At 72.9% G+C, this 19,408-nt stretch carries 14 protein-coding genes; 7 read left to right on the top strand and 7 right to left on the bottom strand.

Going from position 1 to position 19,408, the window contains the following annotated elements:
• Positions 1–25 precede the first annotated feature (25 nt).
• From ACSBPG_RS02680 to ACSBPG_RS02665, 4 genes are read right to left on the bottom strand one after another with little or no spacing between them, the layout of a single operon-like run.
• Entirely contained in the window at positions 26–1,675 is a 1,650-nt protein-coding gene (locus ACSBPG_RS02680) for a hypothetical protein (RefSeq protein ID WP_435535556.1), read from the bottom strand.
• A 4-nt stretch (positions 1,676–1,679) separates the two neighbouring features.
• Positions 1,680–2,411, bottom strand: coding sequence for a hypothetical protein (locus ACSBPG_RS02675; RefSeq protein ID WP_435535555.1), 732 nt, complete (start codon positions 2,409–2,411; stop codon positions 1,680–1,682).
• A gap of 44 nt (positions 2,412–2,455) precedes the next feature.
• Positions 2,456–3,280, bottom strand: a complete 825-nt coding sequence (locus ACSBPG_RS02670) for a sulfotransferase family protein (protein ID WP_435535554.1) — start codon at positions 3,278–3,280, stop codon at positions 2,456–2,458.
• Positions 3,281–3,300: 20 nt separating this feature from the next.
• Positions 3,301–4,170, bottom strand: a complete 870-nt coding sequence (locus ACSBPG_RS02665; RefSeq protein WP_435535553.1) for a sulfotransferase — start codon at positions 4,168–4,170, stop codon at positions 3,301–3,303.
• A 155-nt stretch (positions 4,171–4,325) separates the two neighbouring features.
• Between ACSBPG_RS02665 and ACSBPG_RS02660 the strand changes: the two genes are divergently transcribed.
• The 4 genes from ACSBPG_RS02660 (at position 4,326) to ACSBPG_RS02645 (ending at position 9,625) form a co-directional block, all read left to right on the top strand.
• Entirely contained in the window at positions 4,326–5,858 is a 1,533-nt protein-coding gene (locus ACSBPG_RS02660; protein WP_435535552.1) for a hypothetical protein, read from the top strand.
• An 8-nt stretch (positions 5,859–5,866) separates the two neighbouring features.
• Positions 5,867–6,742, top strand: a complete 876-nt coding sequence (locus ACSBPG_RS02655; RefSeq protein WP_435535551.1) for a hypothetical protein — start codon at positions 5,867–5,869, stop codon at positions 6,740–6,742.
• A gap of 819 nt (positions 6,743–7,561) precedes the next feature.
• Positions 7,562–8,539: a replication protein RepA gene (locus ACSBPG_RS02650; RefSeq protein ID WP_435535550.1), complete on the top strand. Its 978-nt coding sequence runs from the start codon at positions 7,562–7,564 to the stop codon at positions 8,537–8,539.
• Between the two features lie 12 nt (positions 8,540–8,551).
• Complete coding sequence (locus ACSBPG_RS02645) at positions 8,552–9,625, top strand: tetratricopeptide repeat protein (protein WP_435535549.1); 1,074 nt, start codon at positions 8,552–8,554, stop codon at positions 9,623–9,625.
• Here the strand turns inward: ACSBPG_RS02645 and ACSBPG_RS02640 are convergent.
• Positions 9,612–10,820, bottom strand: a complete 1,209-nt coding sequence (locus tag ACSBPG_RS02640) for a calcium-binding protein (RefSeq protein WP_435535548.1) — start codon at positions 10,818–10,820, stop codon at positions 9,612–9,614. The genes ACSBPG_RS02645 and ACSBPG_RS02640 overlap by 14 nt on opposite strands.
• A gap of 247 nt (positions 10,821–11,067) precedes the next feature.
• Between ACSBPG_RS02640 and ACSBPG_RS02635 the strand changes: the two genes are divergently transcribed.
• The 3 genes from ACSBPG_RS02635 (at position 11,068) to ACSBPG_RS02625 (ending at position 15,710) form a co-directional block, all read left to right on the top strand.
• Positions 11,068–12,051, top strand: coding sequence for a calcium-binding protein (locus ACSBPG_RS02635; RefSeq protein WP_435535547.1), 984 nt, complete (start codon positions 11,068–11,070; stop codon positions 12,049–12,051).
• A gap of 84 nt (positions 12,052–12,135) precedes the next feature.
• Positions 12,136–14,394 carry a glycosyltransferase gene (locus ACSBPG_RS02630; RefSeq protein ID WP_435535546.1) on the top strand — a complete coding sequence of 753 codons (2,259 nt, stop codon included), beginning with the start codon at positions 12,136–12,138 and terminating at the stop codon, positions 14,392–14,394.
• Complete coding sequence (locus ACSBPG_RS02625) at positions 14,394–15,710, top strand: glycosyltransferase family 4 protein (protein WP_435535545.1); 1,317 nt, start codon at positions 14,394–14,396, stop codon at positions 15,708–15,710. The genes ACSBPG_RS02630 and ACSBPG_RS02625 overlap by 1 nt, the downstream gene beginning before the upstream one ends.
• Positions 15,711–15,771: 61 nt before the next feature.
• Here ACSBPG_RS02625 and ACSBPG_RS02620 read toward each other — a convergent pair whose 3' ends face one another.
• A complete protein-coding gene (locus ACSBPG_RS02620; RefSeq protein ID WP_435535544.1) occupies positions 15,772–16,587 on the bottom strand; it encodes a class I SAM-dependent methyltransferase in 816 nt (271 codons plus the stop codon).
• Positions 16,584–19,397, bottom strand: a complete 2,814-nt coding sequence (locus ACSBPG_RS02615; RefSeq protein WP_435535543.1) for a glycosyltransferase — start codon at positions 19,395–19,397, stop codon at positions 16,584–16,586. Before ACSBPG_RS02615 ends, ACSBPG_RS02620 begins: the two co-directional genes overlap by 4 nt.
• Positions 19,398–19,408 lie beyond the last annotated feature (11 nt).

Below are 19,408 nucleotides of genomic sequence, written 5' to 3'. Positions count from 1 at the left end.
AGAGATTCGGTGGGGAGCCGGCCGGTCAGCGGCGGCGCAGCAGGCGGCTGGCGACGCGCAGCGGTGCCGACACCCGCCACGAGGTGGAGGCGTAGATCCCGTCCAGGGCGGCGCGCAGCGCGTCGCGCTCGCCGGTGCGATGGTGCATCTCCGACAGCGCGGCGTCGCGTTCCGCCAGCGTCGCGGCGTAGGCCGCGCGCGCCGTCTCCGCCTCCGTCAGCGCATGGTCGCGCACCTCTTCCGCGGCGGCGCGGGCGTGGCCGGCGCGTTCCGCCGCCAGAGCCGCCTCGCCGGCGGCGCGGGCGCACAGGCGGACCGCCTCGTCGGCACCGCATACCCGCAGGTCGGCGACGATGCGCCCGCCGCCGCGCAGCCGCCCCAGGACGCCGGACGGCAGCGGCAGCTCGATCCAGCCCTGCCCCTCGAGGCCGACCCAGACGAGCCGGCCGTCCGGGCCGCCGGGCCACAGGACGAGGGCACCGCGCGGCTGCGCCTCCAGGACCCCGCGGTCGGGCTCCAGCCGCCAGAGCTCCCCGCCGCCGGCGTCGATGACGCGCAGCGACACCACGTCGAACACGCCGGACCGTTCGCCGAAGTCGAAACGCACGCCGCGCGGGGCGTGGGCGACGGGCGGCAGCACGAGCTCGAGGCGTTGGGGAACCGGCACGAGATCGAGCGCGGTCACCGCCGTCGGCGGCTCGGTGTACGCATCGCCCAGACGCACGTACGCCTTGACGCGGCTGCGCGGCACGGCGGCGGGCGCCAGCTGCACGTCCGCGCCCACGCCGCGGGCCGCGGCGACGGCCGCGGCGTCGCCGGCCAACGCCGCCTCCAGCAGGCGGCGCGCCGCCCGCGGCCGCGCCGGCAGCACCCAGCCGCGGGCACCCAGCGGAAAGGCGTTGGCGGGAAAGGCCGGCACGTCCACCAGCCGCGGCACCTTCAGCCCTTCGGCCAGCGCGTAAGGCATCGACGGCGCGCCGACGAAGGCGCGGGCCGCGGCGATCAGCCGCGCCAGCTCCAGGCCGTCGCGGGCGGTCACGAGCTCCCCGGCGATCCCGGCGTACACCGGCGCGTCCTCCGGCAGGCCGACCATGACGACCGGACCCAGCCCCTTCAACAGCGCGGCGAAGAACTCGGCCGGCTGGTGCCGGTAGCGCGGGGTCAACGACAGCACGATCGGCCCGTCGCGGCGCACCGGCTCCTCCCCCTCGGGAAGGTGCAGGAAGCGGCCGACCCCGGACACGCGCACCCCGGCGGCACGGGCGTGCGCCTCCACCAGGTGCAGGCGGTCCAGCGGCTCCAGGCGGAAGCGGTCGAGCACCAGGTCGACGCCCAGCGCCGCCGCCGGCACGTGCTCCAGCGGCAGGCCCTGGCTCAGCACCTCGCCGCGGGCCCGGGCGCCGAAGCCGGGGGCGAGGCGCACCGGCACCTCGGCCACGTCGACCCGGCGGATGCCGGGCTGGGCCAGCAGCAGGGGCGCCAGGAACTCGGCCATGGCGGCGCTCATCACCCGGCCGCCGACGCCGGGGTCGCGGCAGACGTTCAGCACCAGCCGCTCCACGCCAGCCGCCGCCAGCGCCGGCAGCGCGTAGACCACGTCGCCCATGTTGCCGCTGTGCACGGCGCTGCGCGCGCCGTCGGGAGCGTCGCCGTGGCGGGCGATGAGGGTCAGCATCGGCCTACAGCCCCAGCGCCGCGAGGGCGCGGTCGAGGGCCGCCACCCAGTCGGCCTGGCCGGCGCGTTTCCAGTTGACCAGGTCCGGCATCGAGTCGGCCGGGCGCCAGCGCGCCACCACGTCCGCCACGCCGTCGGCCGCCGCGGCGAAGACGAACGGCGCCGTCGACGGGCCGCCGACGAGGACGGCCGGCTTCAGCAGCGCGTTGGCCAGCGTTGCGACTTCAGCGTCGGCCGTCACCACCAGATCGTGCTGGGCCAGCAGGTCGAGCCAGGCCGCCTCGCCGGCGACGGCCCGGACGGCGACACCGTCGAGATCCGGCAGGGCCAGGAACAGGGCGGCCGTGGGCGCGCCCAGCGTCGTCGCGGCGCCGTGCGCCAGCGTCCGCGCCAGGGCCACGCCGCGCTCGGCCAGCCGCTCGTCGGCGACCACCAGGATGCGTTCCAGCCGCCGGCTCGGCGCCTCGGGCAGCGGCCGGTAGAGCGCCGGCGGCGGCAAGGCGGCGGCCGGGCGCAGCAGCTTGGCCGGGGGCACCGGCGTTGCGTCTTCAGCGAAGCCGTCGAGGGCGACGACGAGGTCGGCGCGGGCCGCCGCCGCGGCCAGGCCGTCGCCGATCGCCGGGACGTGCAGCGTGTTCCAGGGGATCGCCGGGCGTGCCTCGGCGGCGAGCGCCCCGATGCCGGCCGCGGCGTCGGCGGAAGGGGTGAGGACGAGCAGGGTGCGGGCCGGTTCCATCGGGACTCCACGCTGAATTGCGAACACGGCGACCGTTCCGCCGGTCACCGCCCACGCAGAACTTGCAACAGGCGGGCGGCCCAGCCGCCAAGCCGCCGTCGCCGCGCCGCGCCGCCCAGACGGGCGTGCAGCGCCTGGACGTGGGACGGCGCCTCGGCCCGGAAGCGCGCCTCGTCGGCGGCGTTGTGGCGCATCGCCGGGGTGAGGAAGGCGTCGACCTCCGCCGCCGCCGGTCCGTCCACGGCGGCCCGCAGGGCGGCGACGTCCAGCGATTCCAGCGCTCCGCCGACGCAGGCGCGCCAATCCTCGAGAAGCGCCTGATAGCGCAGGAAGACCCGCGGGAAATCCCGGGTCGCCTCCTCCGCCTCGGCCATGTGGCGGTACCACAGCTCGTAGGAGCGGTCCAGCGGCAAGCCGTCGCGCTTGTGCAGCGACTGCGCCACCTCGTAGGGGTGGCGCCCGATCAGGACGAAGACCGGGCGGGCGCCGACCTCGGCGAACAGCGGCAGCCACAGCGGCAGCAGCCGGCACATCCGCGGGTCCTTCATGCCCCAGTCGCCGGGGCGGTCGAAGTCGTGGCGCAGCACGTCGACGATCTCGCGCGCCAGGGCCCGCACCTCCGTGCGGGTGGTCCAGCCCCCGGGCAGCGGCGCCGGGTCGCTCCAATGGGAGCCGAGCGCCCGCAGGAGACGCTCGTGGATCGGCACGATGGAGTTGTGCTCCCAGAACCCCATCTCGTTGGAGCCTTCCTCCGGCGGCATCAGGTTGCTGCCGAAGTCGAGGCCCAGCTTGTGGAAGGTCCCGGCCAGCGCCGACGTGCCGCTGCGGTGCATCCCCAGCACGACGAGCGCCCGGTTGGCGGTGGGCATGGGCCGGCGTCCGCGACGGCTCAGGCCGCGGCGGCCGGCGTCGCCGCGCCGAGATAGCCGAAGCGGCGCAGGGCGTCGCCGCTCACCTCCTCCAGCGTTCGCACCGTCGCCTCGTCGAGAAGGCGCTGCCAGCGGTACAGCGAGGGGGGCGTCTCCACCAGCGCGGCCGCGGGAGCCGCCGCCGCGGGGTCGAGGTCGAGCCGGTGCAGCAGGTCGCTCACCGTGTCGAGCGGCCGGGTGCAGAGATCCTCCAGCCGGATGCGGATGTAGCGCCCGCCCATCACCCGCTCGCCCCACTCGGCGACCCCCAGGTTGGCACGGCCCCACAGGGCGCACGACGCCACCGCCGTCTCGTCCTCGGCGGCGGCGCGGCCGAACATGGCGTCGTGGTGCTTCCTGAACTGCCACTGGTTGGTCGACACCGCCATGTCGCGGCCGTCGCGCACGACGTGGACGAAGCACATCTCGGGGAAGACGGCGTGGATCAGCGGCAGGATGTACATGGAGCGCGGGTTCTTCCAGCCCCAGCGCCCGGCGGCGCGCGGCCGGTCCCGGAGATAGACGCGGATCTGCGTCCTCAGGCGATGGATCGCCGGCTCGCGCAGGCGCGGCGACAGGCGGCCGACCTCGTAGTCGGTGGCGTGGGTCTCCTCGAGGATGCGGTTGATCAGCTCGTCCAGCAGCGGCTCGTAGTCCATGGCGTCGCCGACGTTGTTGACGTTGGCGCCCATGAACACGCCCGCCCGGTCGAGGACCGCCCGCACGGCCCGCGTGCCGGAGCCGCCGGTGGCGCCGATGACCACGGGACGGCACAGCCCCCCGCGTCCCAGGCTGCGGGCGATCGATTGCCCGAACTCGGTGGGCAGCAGCAGGGCGGAAGGTCGGATCACGGCTCTCGGGTCCCGTCGTCGAAGGAGATGGCGCAAGGCGCGTATTGATGCCAGACCCGGTGCGGGCGAGGCAACGGCTTTGGCCGGCCGAGGGTGTTGCGAATTCAGCGAGGGTTCGGGCATGAAGGATGTCCCGCCGACTCGGATCCGACCGCATGCCCCACTCCGCCGCGCCGCCGCGCCCGATGTCCCTGCCGGTCCTGGTCCTGGCGGGGATCTTCGTTCTCGCCGCCGTCGGCGTGGTGACGGCGAGCTGGACCAGCCCGATCGGCCTGCTGAACATCGACGGCACCCTCTACCTGCGCCTCGCCCGCTTCCTGGAGGAGGGGCGGGGCTTCGCCGCCGGCGTGTTCAAGAGCGGCATCGACCGCGGCGACACCCTGTTTCCCTTCTTCGCGGTGTGGCCGGCCGGCTATCCCGTGCTGATCGCCGCGGCGTCGCTGCTGACGCCGCTGGACGTGTTCTGGGCCTCCAAGCTGGTCAACATCGTCGCCATCGCCGCCGGCCTGGCGATCCTCCACCGCGTGTTCGGCCGCCGGGCGATCGCCCCGGGCGCCCTCTACCTGTTCGCGACGGTGTGGAGCATGCACGCCTGGAGCCTCGCCGAGGCGCCCTTCCTGCCCGTGCAGTTCCTGTTCTTCGCCCTGCTGGCGGCGCTCGACGACAGCCACCGCCCGGGCCGCCTCGCGGCGGCGGCGGCGGCGACCGCGCTGGCGCTGTTCCTGCTGCGCTACATCGGCGCCTACGCCTTCGTCGTCGGCGGGCTGGCGGTGCTGCGCGCCGCCTGGTGGGGGCGCTGGCGCGTCGCCGTGCCGCTGGCCCTGTGGTTCGCCGCCGCCGGACTGCTGGCGCTGGCCTACCTGTGGAACAACCACCTGCAGACGGGATTGTGGACCGGCACCCTGCGCGTGCCCAACACCGTCCCCCTGGCCGATCTGGCGCTGGCCATGGCGCGCAGCGTCTGGGTGGTGGCGAACCCGGTGCTGCAGACCGCCGGCCCGGAAAGCCCGCGGGGGGTTCTGCTGACCCTGCTGTTCGTCGGCGCTCCGGTGCTGGCGGTGGTCCTGACGGGACGGCGGGACCGCCGCGCCTGGCCGATTCTCGATCCGTTCGCCGACCGCTTCGCCGCCTGGGCGGCGGTCTCCGGGCTGGTCTACCTGGCCGCGCTCTACGGTTTGCGGGCGCGCCAGTTCTTCGAGGCGTTCGACCTCCGCTTCCTGGCGACCGGCCTGGTGCCGCTGGCCCTCTGGCTGTTCTGGCGGGTGCTGCGCCGTGGCGGCCGCGCCGCCCGGGTGCTGACGGGGCTGGCGCTCGGCCTGGGGCTGCTGTCGTGGGGGCACAATGTGGCCCGTCCGGCGCTCGCCTTCGTGCGCGGCGGCGGGGCCTCCTATCCCGAGATCCGCCGCGACCTGGCCGAGCGCTTGGCTCCGCTGCCGCCCGGCAGCGTCTACGTCTTCGGTTTCGGCCGGCCGGAGGTCTTCTACCTGCGCCCCGACGTCGCCGTCGTGCACCCCCGCGTGCGGTTCCGTGGCGGCCAGAGCTGGGACGAGTTCCTGGCGACCCTGCGTCCCTTCGGCCGGCCCGTCTACACCGACGGCGACTGGGAGCCGGCTCCGCGCTTCGACGATTCGGTGGTCTCGGCCTACCGCGAGCGGGCCGAAGGCCGCGGCCTGGTCCGTCTGGATTGAGGAGCCCCATGCGCATCCTGATCGCCATTCCCCATTACGCCGAAGGCGGCAGCGGCTACTACGGGTCGACCGGCGCCGACCGCAGCGTGCGGGCGGCGGCGCTGGCCGACACCGTTCTCGCCCTGCACCGGACGCTGGGTGGGCAGCAGTCGCTGCTGCTCAACCGCCGCCACAACGTGCGGGCACGGGCGAACGGTGCGGCCGAGGCGGTGCTGGATGTGGTCGTCTGCACCACCGGCGCGCACCATGCCCTGGACGGGCTCGCCCTGCCCGCCGCGACGTGGCGCCACCATCCCACCGCCGCCGAACCGACGCTCCTCGGCTTCGAGTGCCATGCGGCGCTGGCCGCCGACCTCGACGGCTACGACTGGTACGGCTATCTCGAGGACGATCTGCTGGTCCAGGACCCGCTGTTCCTGGTGAAGCTGGCGTGGTTCCAGTCGCTGGCCGGGCCGTCGGCGCTGCTGCTGCCCAACCGCTACGAGCTGCTGCGCGACTCGCCGGAAAAGCTCTACATCGACGGCCATCTCGATCCCGGTTTCGCCGGGCGCTGGCAGAACGTGCACGAGCAGCCGCGGCTCGCGGGAACGGTGATGGGTGCCAGGGTGGTGCTCCAGCGTCCCAACAATCCGCACGCCGGCTGTTTCATTCTCAGCGCGGCGCAGATGCGCCGGTGGGCCTCCTCCCCTTGGTTTCTCGACCGCGACGTCGCCTTTGCCGGGCCGCTGGAGAGTGCGGCGACGCTGGGCATGCTGAAGACCTTCCGCGTCTACAAGCCGGCGGCCGAATCCGCCGGATTCCTGGAGATCCGCCATCGCAACAACCGCTATCTCGGCAACTGGCTCGCCCGCCCGGAAGTGCCCGCCGAGCCGACCTGGCGGTGACGGTCGGCGGCGAGTCGGGCACGCTGAATTGGTAACGCCGCCGGTGGCGCGGGACTCGGGGCGGTCGGGAGCGGGCCGCGTTGCGACTTCAGCGTGGCGGAGTCGCACAAACGCACGGAGTCGCGCGGATCCTGGGCCGTTCCGTCCGGCGTTACAAATTCAGCGTTGGGCGCGAGTCGTTCGGATGGCGCCTGACGTATCAAATTCAGCGTCCTTCGTGGCGGCCGGAACGCGGCCGTCGGCCGGACCCGACGCCGGTTGCCGTATCAAATTCAGCGTCGGTGCCGGTTGGCGGGGCCCTGGCGTCCCGAGTCTCCGGCCCGCCGCGTCGAAGTTCTGCCGGGGTCGCCGGCTCGCGCTGCCGCCCGGCCCGAATCTATTCGGAAGAGATATCGGGATTCATATAGGAAATGGATTCAAGTTCAGCGTGGATAACCGGGGTTCCGGTTGCGACTTCAGCGTGAAATGAACTTGCCGCGTTTCCAATTCAGCGTCGCCGGTGTTTCAACATCGGCGAGTCCCGATGCTGACGCGTTGCGGACTCTGCGTGGACAATCGAAGGTTCCTGTGGATACGCGTCCCGCCGTCGCTGATTTTGATACGCCGGGTCCGCCGTTTCCAGGGCTGGCGTGGGGTGCGCCGACGCTGAAGTCGCAACGCCCGCCCCGGACGGCGGCGGATGGACGCTGAAGTTGCAACGGAATCTGCCCCGGCCGTTGCGACTTCAGCGAATCCTGGTGTGGTTCCGCCTAGCCATCGCCCCACATTTTGTGTTCTAGCTGGGACATGAACGATGACGGTTCCGCGACGGAGGTGGCGATGGCCAAGATCCACGAGCAGCTGACCCTGGAGGGCCTGGACGCGGTGATGGCGCGCACCAGCGATCCCAAGGAACGGCGGCGCGTGATCATGGCGCACGAATCGCTGAGCAGCGAGGTCGACGCCATCGGCTACCTGCACGCCGGCTTCTGCCAGGCGTCGCTGCCCCACCGCAAACCCAAGGACGAGACCGCTCCCTGGGTGCGCAACAACGGCAAGTACCAGCTCGTCGTGCGGCCCGGCATCCTGCCGCTGCGCGACGGCACGGTCGTCGAGGTCGGCGTCCCCTACGGCGCCAAGGCGCGCCTCATCATGATCTATCTGCAGACCGAGGCGCGCAAGACGCGCAAGCCGGCCATCGACCTCGGTCCCAGCATGAGCGCCTGGCTGCGCCGGCTCGGCCTGTCGCCGACCGGCGGCGAGCGCGGCAACTACAAGCCGGTGCGCGAGCAGGTCATGCGCATCGCGCGCTGCGAGTTCACCCTGCGCACGACCACCGGAAGCTCGACCGCCGAGATCTCCGACCAGCGTCTGATCGACGGCATCAAGCTGTGGCGCGACGACCAGGACGCCCCCGACCTCTTCCGCACCGGCGGCGAGTGGGCCCGCTACGTGCGCCTGACCCAGAGCTTCTTCGACCATCTGATGGAGCACGCCGTCCCCCTGGACGAGCACGCCATCGCCAAGCTCAAGAACTCCGCCCTGGCGCTCGACGCCTATGTCTGGCTGGTGCACCGGCTGCACCGCCTGGACAAGCAGACGGTGGTGCCCTGGCACGCGTTGTCGCAGCATTTCGGCTCGGTCAGCGAGCACCGCGTCCTCGCCTTCCGTCTCAAGGAGGCGCTGAAGGACGTGCTGGCGGTCTATCCCGACGCCAACGTCGAGCCGACCGCCAAGGGGCTGGTGCTGCGGCCGTCGGCGCCGGCGGTGCCGTCCAACAAGCACCAGGTCCTGCTGCGCCCGGTCAGGACGGCCTGAGCGTCGCCGTCCATGAGCGGTGAGGGCGCCTACTTCCACCTGCGCGAGAATCCGGATAGCGACGATCTCCTCGTGCTCTTCTGCGGGGCCAACACCGAGGCCGGCCGCTTCGACGGCTTCCAGGCGCTGGAGGGCATCGCCTTCTCGGTCGCCTTCGTGAACTGCCCGGACAACGGCTATTACGTTTCCGAGGTGCCGGGTGTCGGCCGGGAGTGGCGCGAGAGCGCCGCCTTCTTCCGCGAGCTGGCTGCCCGCCACCGGCGGCGTGGCGGCCGCGTCGTGTCCTACGGCAACTCGATGGGCGCCTACGCCGCCGTCCTCTTCGGCTGCCTGATGGGAGCGGATCTCAACGTCGGGCTGGCGACCGAGACGCTGCTCAACATCGCCGACGGCGCGCTGATGCGCACCCGCGAGAGCCGGCCCGTCGACGGACCCGCGCTGGTCGAGGTGCTGGCCGACGCGCCGACGCCGACGGTGCTGTGGGCGGGCGAGAAGTTCCTGGCCGACATGATGTGCGGCGCCGCCGTCCGGCGGCGCCCGCACACCGTGTTCGTTGGGGTGCGCAACGCCTTCCATTCCATGGCGCCCTACGTCCACGCCCGGTTCGGGTTGCGCCCCTTCCTGGAGAGCGTCATCGCCGACCGGCGTTTCGGCGTCGGCGCCGCCTTCAGCGGCACCCTGATCGACCATCCCGCGCTGATCGAGGCGCTGTACGGCGCCAGCATCGCCCCGGGGCCGGCGGAGGCGCTCGACCTCCTCGGCGGTGCCGCCACCGACGGCCTCGCCGGAGCGCCGCTCGGCTATCACCGGCTGGCGATGGCCAAGGCGCTGCTCGCCTGCGGCCAAGCCGGCGAGGCCGAGGTCCACGCCCGCACCGCGTGGCGGCACAATCCCGGCGACGTCGAGGCGGCGGTGGTTCTGGCGCGGGCGCTCGTCGCTCTGGGCCGGGAGACCGGGGCGCGCGCCGTGTGCGAACGCATGCACGCCTCCCACGATCCCCATCTGGCGACGCAGGTCGCCTACCGCCGCCTGCTCGACGAGGCGGCGGCCCTGCGCGACGGCGGGGAGCCCGTCACAGCCAGCTGAACCAGGAGTCGCTGACGTCGCTGGCGGCGACCCCCTCCAGGGTGACGGTGGCGCCGCTGGAGAACCGCAGCACCGCCGCTCCGCCCACCGGGTCGACTTGGTAGCCTTCCCGGATGGCGACGAGACGGTCGCCCGCGGCGGCGTCGAAGTCGTGGACGACGTCGTCGCCCTGGCCGCGGCCGATGACGAAGCGGTCGGCGCCGTCGCCGCCGGTGAGGCCGTCGTTGCCGACGCCGCCCTGCAGCCAGTCGTCCTCCGCTCCCCCGGCGAGGGCGTCGTCGCCCTGGCCGCCGAACAGCGTGTCGGCACCCGCCCCGCCCTCCAGCGCATCGGCGCCGAGGTTGCCGTACAGCACGTCGGCATCGCTGCCGCCGTCCAGCGAATCGTCGTCCTGGCCGCCGAACAGGATGTCCCTGCCCGCCTCGCCGAACAGCCGGTCGTTCGCCTGGTTGCCGTAGAGGACGTCGTCGCCGTTGCCGCCGTACAGCGTGTCGAAGGATTGTTCGCCCATCAGCACGTCGGCGTCGTCGCCACCGTCGAGCCGGTCGACGCCGAGGCCGCCCCACAGGGTGTCGGCGCCGGAGTCGCCGTACAGCGCGTCGCCGTCGGCCAGCCCGTACAGGAGATCGTTGCCGGCGCCGCCCCACAGGGTGTCGTCGCCCTGGCCGCCGAACAGGGTATCACGGTCGCCGTCGCCGGAGAGCAGGTCGGTGCCGCGGCCGCCGTCGAGCCGGTCGTCGCCGCTGCCGCCGATCAGCGTGTCGTTGCCGACGCCGCCCGTGATGATGTCGTTGTCGGCCCCGCCGTCGATCAGGTCGGCGCCGGCGCCGGCGCCGCCGTCGAGCGTGTCGCGTCCGGCGTCGCCGCTGATGGTGTCGTCGGCCGGCCCGCCGAGCACCGAATCGTCGCCCCGCGCCGTGGTGGCCGCCAGCTTGATGCTGGTGCTGGCGAAGGCGGCGGCGGTGATGGTGACGCCGATCGTGCTGGTCGTGCTGAGGACGAACGTGGAACCGGCGGTGGTGATGCCGGCCGGCAGGGTGATGGCGTGCGCGGCGTTGGTCTCGACCCGCAGCTCCGGATAGCGCGTGAGGTTGGCGAGTGTCGTGGCCGCCACCGTTCCGGAGTTGATGATCAGCGGGTCCGTGTTGTTCCCCGTCGCCACGCTGGCGATGTTCGCTACGCTCGTCGTCGGCATTCCGTTCGTCCCGTTGCCCGCCGGTGGCGGCCGCGTCGCCCGGACCTAACCCGGTACTGGTAAACAACCGCTGAAAGACGGCGTCCCCGTCGTCCCCCGTCACCACTTGCCGCAGAATTGTGGAAGGACGGCCACACTCTGGGGGGCCGGCGCCGGGAAATGTTCCTGTCCGTAGGGCTTACCGCTTCCGCGCTTTCGCGAAATAGAATACACACGTAAGAAAATGTCGGCGCGTAGGAGATAGACCATGGCCACCGTTCCCGGCGGTATCATCGACACGTCCCTGTCCATCTCCCAGGTCACCAAGGACGTGATCTCGGCGATCCTGACTCAGCAGAGCCTTTCGGAAACGTCGATCCAGAAGGTGTCGATCACGACGCCGACCCAGACGGTGACCTTGACCGACACCAACAACAAGGTCGTCATCGACTCCTCGGCAAACGACACGGTGACGGTGGCCGGGTCTCTCGGTGACGACATCGTCGTCGCCGGCCAGGGCACCGACATCATCGGCGGCGGGGCGGGCAACGATTCCCAGTTCGGCGGCGCCGGCAACGACGTCGTGGACGGCGGCGAGGGCGACGACCTGAACTACGGTGGCGAAGGCGGCGACGAGGTCGCCGGCGGAGTCGGCAACGATCAGGTGTACGGCGAGACCGGCGATGACATCATGTACGGCGACGACCGGACGTCGGCCCTGGCGGGCGCCCAGGGCGATGGCCCGGGCGGCGATGACGTGCTGTTCGGCGGCCGCGGCAGCGACCGGGCGTTCGGCGGCAGCGGGTTCGACCAGCTCTACGGCCAGGTCGGCACCGACGGCCTGTACGGCGAAGCCGGCGACGATGTCGTCTACGGCAACCAGGGGGCCGACACCGTCTTCGGCGGCCAGGGCAGCGACACCCTCTTCGGCGGGCAGGACGACGACGTGCTGTACGGCCAGCGCGGTGACGACTATCTCGCCGGCGGCCTCGGCAACGACACCTTCGTGATCTCGTCCAGTGGTGGCCACGACTTCGTGCTCGACTTCTCGACCGGCGACCGCATCCAGATCGCCCAGAACATCAACGGGCTGGCCATCACCCAGGCGTCCGACGTGGTGTCGCACCTGTCCACCGACGCCAGCGGCAACGTGGTGATCACCCTGGGCAGCGACACCGTGACCCTGACCCTGAACGGCCTGACCTTCGAGGACCTGACCCGGAATCCGGACAGCTACTTCCAGATCGGCTGATGGCTGGACTGCCACGACGGACGGGGCCGGCTCCCGCGACCCGGGGACGGCCTCGCGCCGTTTGCGCCGGCGGTGCTTCGCCCGATGTTCGATGACGCTGAGCTGCCGTCGACCGCCCTGCCGGCCTTCCGCGTGACCACGGTCAGCCGGTTGTCGCCGGCCCTGGCGGTCCTGACGGCAACGGTTCCGGCGATGCCGGTCTCGGTGCTGGTCGACGGGCGACCGGCGCCGAGGCCGCAGCTGACGGTGCGTTTCGCCGCCGCCGGCCGGACCGATCTCCTGGTTCTCCTGCGGTTGCCTGGCCGGACGGACGGCGGCGGGACGGTCGCGCTGCTCGATTCGGAGGGGCGCTGCCGCTGCGAAGCGGCGCTTCCCGCCGAGCCCGGCGATCCGGAGCGCCTGCTGGCCGTTCTGCGCGCCCTCGAGCCGCGCGACCGCGCGCGCGCGTTGCGCGCCCTGTTCGACACCGGCCCGGCGATGTTCCGGGTGCAGGGGGACGCCGGGGTCGTCGCCGCGCTGTCGGGCATCCTCGACGGCACCTTCCCGCCGCCGGGCGGGCGGGCGCCGATGACCGCCGGCGGCGCCGGCTTCGCGCTGTGCCAGGGGCTGGTGCCGGCCGGCCTGGGGCCGATCGAAACGGTCGTGGCGGTGGGGCGGGGACGGATCTGGCGCAGCCCCTTCGGCCCGCTGGTGCGCGGCGGCGGCGCGACGGTGCCGTTCGACCTGATGGTGCCGGTGCGCGCGCCGGACGGTCCGCCGCAGGCCCTGCTGCTGTTCGGCGCGGGCGGGGTGTGCTGCCGCCGTGTGCCGGCGTCGACGCCGGCGCGGCTCCTTGCCGCCCTGACGGCGCGCGGCGGCGGGGTGGCGCCGGCGACGCGGCAGTACATCCACCGCACCCTGGCCGCCGCCGGCGGTCTGGCCGCGGCGAGCCTTCTGCGCGACGCCCAGCTCTATGCACCGGCGGCCCCGGTGGAGGTGCGCAGGCCCACGGAACCGGTGGGTGTGGGTGTCGACCTGGCGGTCGGCCGGGACATCGGCGGGCTGTTCGTCGCGGGCTGGCTGCACGATCCCTATGGAGCGGTGGAGCGGGTCACCGCCCTGGCCGCCGACGGATCGCGCCGCGCGGTCGACCGTTTCGCCGTCCGGTTTCCCCGTTCCGACGTCGAGCAGGCCTATGCCGGCGGTCCGCATGCGGCGGACGGCGGCGGGTCCGGCTTCGCCGCCTTCCTGTCCGGCGGCCCGGCCTTCCCCGCCTTCCAGCACACGTTCGAGGTGGCCTTGCGTTCCGGCGGGGTGCTGACCGCGGTGCCGCCCCTGGCCGCGACGACCCCCCGCCAGGCGCGCCAGCGGATCCTCGCGGCGGTGCCGCCGGAGCGCCTGACGCCCGCCGTGATCGCCGATCTCCTGGCGACGCCGGTGCGGGCGCTGCAGCGCGCGCTGCGGGCGGCCCGCCGGCCGCCGGAGGTGGTCGCCTTCGGCTGTCCGCCCGCCGCACCGACGGCCTCGCTGGTGATCCCGCTGTACCGCAACCTCGACTATCTGCGTTTCCAATATGCGGCGTTCGCGCTGGATCCGGCGATGGCGGCGGCGGAGCTGATCTTCGTGCTCGATTCGCCCGAACAGCGGGTCGACCTCGAGCACTTTCTGCGCTGCCTGGAGCGGCTCTACGGCCTGCCCTGCCGGTTGGCGGTGATGGGCGACAACGCTGGCTTCGCCGCGGCGTGCAACAGCGGCGCCGCCCTCGCCCGCGGCGCGACGCTGGTGTTCGTCAATTCCGACGTGCTGCCGGTGGCGCCCGGCTGGATGGCGCCCCTGCACGCCGTGCTGGAGGCCCGCCGCGACGTCGCCGCGGTCGGGCCGAAGCTGCTGTTCGACGACCAGTCGCTGCAGCACGCCGGCCTCTATTTCGATCGCGACTACCAGGGGCGCTGGTACAATCATCATTACTTCAAGGGGCTGCCCCGCGACTTCGCGCCGGCCTGCCGGGCCCGGCTGGTGCCCGGCGTCACCGCCGCGACGCTGATGATCCGGCGCGGCGTCTTCGAGGACGTCGGCGGCTTCTGCGAGGACTACGTGATCGGCGACTTCGAGGATTCCGACCTGTGCCTGAAGCTGCGGTCCGCCGGCCATGAGATCGCCTATGCGCCCGAGGCCGAGCTGTTCCATTACGAACGCCGCTCCATCGAAACCCACGAAGGCTACACCAAGACCGCGGCCGGCCTGTACAACCAATGGCTCCACGCCAGCCGCTGGAGCGGCCTGATGGAGGAGGTCATGGGCCGGGCGCTGCCGCCGCTCGACGGCCCCGCCGTGGCCGCGGCTCGCCGGGCGGACCGGCCGTGATGGCCAAGCCGCGTATCCTCTACGTCGTCCACAGCCATCCCCGCCTCAATCCCGGCGGCACGGAGATCGCGTCGCACGAACTGTTCCGCGAGATGGTGGCATCCGGCACGGTGGAGGCGCTCTATCTCGCCTGCACCAACGCCCTGCACCGCGAGCGCAAGCCGGGCACCTCGTTCCAGACCGTCGGCCGCTCGGCCGACGAGGTGCTGCTGTGGACCGGCCACGTCGACCGCTTCTTCCTGTCGCAGCTCGACCTCGGCGGCGTGGTGCCGGACCTGACGTCGCTGCTGACCGGCTTCCGTCCCGACGTGGTGCACTTCCACCACGCGCTGATGATCGGTGTCGAGACGCTGTTCCTGGTGCGCCGGCTGCTGCCAAAGGCGCGGATCGTCTTCACCCTGCACGACTACTACCCGATCTGCCACCGCGACGGGCAGATGGTGCGGGTGGCGGACGATTCACTGTGCCGCGGCGCCTCGCCCGACGCCTGCCACGGCTGCTTTCCCGCGATCGATCCCTGGCAGTTCTCCCTGCGCGAGCGCCACATCAAGGCGATGCTGTCGCTGGTCGACCGCTTCGTGGCACCCAGCCGGTTCCTCAAGCAGCGCTACGTCGAGTGGGGGCTGGAGGCCGAGCGCATCACGGTGGTGCCGAACGGACGCCGGCCCGTCGGCCCGGCGCCGCACCGTCGGCTGCCGCCGGGGGGGCGGCGCAACGCCTTCGGCTTCTTCGGGCACATCAACCGCTTCAAGGGCGTGAACGTCCTGCTGGCGGCGGTGGAGCGGCTGATGGCCGCGGGGCGCGGCGATTTCGCGGTGCACGTCCACGGCGGCATGCTCTACCAGACCGAGGCGTTCGCCGCCGCCTTCCGGGAGTCCATCGAGCGTCTGCGCGGCGTCGTCACCTGGTACGGGCCCTACGACGCCGTCGACGTGCCGTCGCTGATGGGACGGGTGGACTGGGTGGTGATGCCGTCGGTCTGGTGGGAGAACGCCCCGCTGGTGATCGAGGAGGCCTTCGCCCACAAGCGGCCGGTCCTCTGCTCCGGCGTCGGCGGCATGGCCGAACGGGTGGCGGACGGCGCCGCCGGCCTGCACTTCGCCCCGGGCTCGGCCCAGGATCTGGCGGCGGTCATGGCGCGGGCGCTGGACGAACCGGGGCTGTGGGACCGTCTCGCCGCCGGCGTGCCGCCGACGGTCGGCATCGCCGAAGCGGCGCGGCGGCACCGCATCCTCTACGGCCTCGATACGGAGGGCGGTCCGCTCGCGGCCGGCGGCGACGGTTCCGGGACGAGCGGCTCGTCGCCGGGACCGTGAAACCCGGCAACCAAAGCGGTGGCCGTGGTCGAGAGGGGCGTGCGAGGGAAGGCTTCAGGCGTCATTCGGTCGACGGACTCCGTCCGACACCCAGGACCAGGATGTCCTCGCCGCCGGGATCGCCGGTGAAGGCGCTGCGCCGCTCGAGCAGGCGCAGGCCGGTTGCGGCCAGCAGGCGGTCGCGCTGGTCGGACCTCATCCAGCCGTAGCGCAAGGTCTCGACGCTGCGCCGCCGTTCCGTTCCGGCGCCGTCGACCAGGACATACTCGATCCGTTGCTCGCAGACCTGCCGCCGCCGGTCGACGAGTCGCTCGGCGACGCGCACGCGCAGTTCCAGCGCCCGCCCGTCGAGCCGCACCGTCGTGCGCTGGCCGTCCAGCGCATCGGCGGGGATCGCCGCGGCCAGCACCTCGGCGCGCACCAGGTGGAGCACGATGCGCCCGTCCGCGGTCAGATGGTCGCGCATGCAGCCGAGGGCGAGCCGCCGCTGGTCGTCGCTGTCGAGATGGCTGAAGGCGTAGAACGGTGCGATCACCAGCGCGAAACGGCGGTCCAGGGCGAAGCGCGTCATGTCGGCGCACAGGTAGCGGGCCTGGCCGGGCCCCGGCACCGTCGCCGCGGTCCGGCGTGCGACGGCCAGCATCTCCGCCGAACGGTCGAGTCCGACGACGTCGTAGCCCCGCTCCGCCAGGGCGCGGGCGACGCGACCGGTGCCGGCGCCGACCTCCAGCACCGCGGCCGGCGGGGGACCGGCGAGCGCCGCGTAGAAATCGACGTCGGCCGCGAGGTGGCGGGCGGCCAGCGCCGCCATCAGGTCGTAGAAGGCAAGGCTCAGGCTGCCCGGTGCGTAGTAGTCGCTGGTCGGGCCGCCGCTCACCCGACGCTCCGCTCGCCGGCCCAGGGCCTGACGATGCGAGGTTCCTCGTCGCGGGCGTAGGGCACGCGCAGCGACTGGTTGGGGTTGTACCAGGGATCGTCGGCGAGGCGCTCGCCCCATTTCGCCAGGAGCCGGTCGCCCTCCTCCTGCAGCAGCGCCTTCTTGGCCGGGGTCAGATAGATGCCGCGCGAGGCGGACTCGTAGTGGAACAGCTCGGCGTGGGGATCCACCAGGACCCGATAGCCGGCGGCGCCGATCTTGAGGCAGAGGTCGACGTCGTTGTAGTTGACGTGGAAGTTCTCGGCGTCGAAGCCGCCGACCTCCTCGAACACCGCCTTGCGCATCACCAGGCAGGCCCCGGTCACCGCCGAGGCGGTGTGGATGAGCTGGGAGCGGCAGAAATAGCCGGGATGCTCCCGCGGCAGGCCGACGTTGTGGTGGGCGGCGATGCCCCAGATGCCGGTCAGCACGCCGACGTGCTGCACCGTGCGGTCGCGGTAGAGCAGCTTGGCGCCGACCGCGCCCACCTCCGGCCGCACCGCCTGGGACGCCATCTCGGCCAGCCAGCCGCGCCCGGCCGGCTCGGTGTCGTTGTTGAGGAAGCACAGGAGAGCGCCGGTGGCGATGGCGGCGGCGGCGTTGTTGAGGGCGGCGTAGTTGAACGGACCGTCGTCGCGCAGCACCCGCGCCCGGCCGTCGCGCTCCAGGGCCGCCAGGTAGGCCAGCGTCTCCGGCTCGCGGCTGCCGTTGTCGATGACGATCAGCTCGACGTCGGGATAGTCGGTGCCGGCCAGCACGCCCTCGACGCAGGGGCCGAGGAAGTCCATGCGGTCGCGGGTCGGCACGATGACACTGACCCGCGGTGCCGGATCGGGGAGCGGACGGACGACGCGGTAGCCCCAGGTGGTCGGCACCACCGCCGAGACCGCCTGCCCGGTGCGCGCGAAATGGTCGGTCATCGCCCGCACGGCGGCGTCGACGCAGTAAGGCTTGGCCTCCGCCCCGGCGGCGGTGGAGCCGGCGATGGCCCGCCAGTGGTAGAGCAGGAAGGGCACGTGATGGATCTGGTCGGGCCGTGCGGCCTCGACCACGCGCAAGGTGAGGTCCCAGTCCTGGCTGCCCTCGTATCCTTCCCGCAGGCCGCCGAGGGCGCGCACCCGGTCGAGCCGGTAGACGCTGAGGTGGGTGACGTAGTTCTGGGCGTAGAACAGGTCGGGATCCCAGCCGCCCTTGAAGTGCGGGCGGAAGCGGATGCCGTGCTCGTCGACCGTGTCGTTGTCGCTGTAGATCAGCTCGGCGTCGGGGTGGCGGGCCAGCGCCTCGGCCATGTGGTGGAGGGCGTCCTCGGCGAGCAGGTCGTCGTGGTCGAGGAAGGCGACGTGGCTGCCGGTGGCGAGCTCGAGCGCGCTGTTGCTGGCGGCCGAGATGTGGCCGTTGGCGGTGCGGAAGACCAGGCGGATGCGCCCGTCCGCGGCGGCGTGGGCCTCCAGCAGCGGCCGGATCGCCGGGTCGGGCGAGGCGTCGTCGGCGATGCACAGTTCCCAGTGCGGGTAGAGCTGGGCGCGCACCGAGCGGATGGCGGCGTCGAGATACTCGGCCGGCGGGTCGTAGACCGGCATGATCACCGAAAAGCGCGGCGGCTCCACCATTGCCGTGATGCGGGCGGCGATGGCGCGGCGGTCGCCATCGTCGAGCGCGTGGTGCTCGTCCAGCCAGAGCCGGTACTGCGAGGGCTTGGCCAGCGCGATCGCCGCGTACTCGTCGCCCCGTCCCAGCCGCTCGAGGATCGGCCGGATGGCGGCCAGCGAGCCCTCGCGGTCGGGGTCCGCCTCGAGGGCGGCCAGGAACCGGTCCAGCGCCTCGGCGTCGCGGCCGGCCGCCTGCGCCAGCTCGCCGAGGCGGCGCTGGGCGCCGCCGTCCTCGGGATCGATGGCGGCGATACGGCGCAGCAGCGGTTCCTCCTCGTCCGCCGCTCCCTGCAGCAGAGAGGCGCGCACGAGGTGGCGCAGCGCCTCCGCGTGGTCCGGCTCCAGGGCGTGCGCGAGGCGCAGGCGGGCGATCGCGGCGGCGTGACGGCCGCGGGCGATCTCCAGCCGGCCGAGCTGGTAGTTGGCGCCGACGTTGTGGGGATCGCGTGCGAGGATGCGCTCGAAGCAGGCGGCGGCCTCGGGTTCGCGGCGCAGCGGCGGCAGGGTGACGCCGAGGTTGTAGAGGGCGTCGAGGTCGTCCGGGCGGGCGTCCAGCACCTTCAGGAACTCCACCGCGGCCTCGTCGAGCCGGTGCACGGCGTGCAGCGCGATGGCGAGCTGGTAGCGCCGGCCGACGTCGTCGGGCTTCAGCTCGACCGCGCGATGGATGTGGTAGAGCGCCTCCTCGTCCTGCTTCAGCCGGCGCAGCACGGTGCCGAGGTTGGCGTGGGAGTCCGCGTGGTTGGGGACGCGGCGCAGCACGTTGCGGAAGCACACCGCCGCCGGCCGGTTGCGCCGCTGCCCCGCCAGCAGGCAACCGAGCGTGAACCAGGCGGTGGCGTGGTTGCGGTCGCGCTTGACGGCGCTGCGCAGCCAGCGCTCGGCCGCAACCGCGTTGCCAGCGCCCTGGAGCATCAGGGCCAGGCTGAAGGCCGGCCGCGGGTCGGCCGGCATGAGGCCGGCGACCCGCTCCATCAGCGCCATCGCCTCGGCGCCGCGCTGGGCACGGGCCAGCGCCACCGCGCGGCTGAACAGGGCCTCCGGCGTCTCGCCCGCGCCGCTGGCCGGGACCGGGACGGGTTCGGTGGGGGCGGGCGCGGCGGCCGGAGAAGGCGGGGTCATCGGGGTCCTGC

This window comes from Azospirillum sp. ST 5-10 (assembly GCF_051225715.1).
Classification (GTDB): Bacteria; Pseudomonadota; Alphaproteobacteria; order Azospirillales; family Azospirillaceae; genus Azospirillum.
This window is presented reverse-complemented; position numbering and strand designations above follow the sequence as displayed.